The following is a 375-nucleotide window of genomic DNA, read 5'->3' as shown; positions in this document are numbered from 1 at the left end:
TCGCGAACGTGCGCTCGAACAGGATCGACAGGTTGTGCAGGATCCGCTCGACGACCTTCTTCTCCCACTCGCCGTCGAAACGGATCTGCTCGTCGAGCCAGCGCTCGAGCCATTCCGGATCGGGCAGGCGCGACTGCACGGTGTCGCGCGGGAACAGCGCCTGGTTCACGTGCAGGTTGGTCGGGTGCAGCGGCTTCTCGGTGCGGCGCGCCGACGCCATCAGCACGCCGATCTTCGCGAATGCGGCGCGGGCGACGTCGCCGCAGTTGTTCAGCGCTTTCTTCATATAGCGCAGGTACGCGCCGCCGTGACGCGCTTCATCGCGCGAAATCGTTTCGTAGATCTGCTTGATGACGGGCTCGGTGTGCCAGTCGG

General features: G+C 65.1%; 1 pseudogene. It reads right to left on the bottom strand.

Features of this window, described 5'->3' with window-relative positions:
- Window positions 1–375 (bottom strand): annotated as a pseudogene (locus HWX76_RS36490) (ferritin-like domain-containing protein); the annotation flags it as partial.

Source organism: Burkholderia sp. BCC0398 (assembly GCF_902833245.1).
In the GTDB taxonomy this organism is placed as follows: domain Bacteria; phylum Pseudomonadota; class Gammaproteobacteria; order Burkholderiales; family Burkholderiaceae; genus Burkholderia; species Burkholderia sola.
This window is presented reverse-complemented; position numbering and strand designations above follow the sequence as displayed.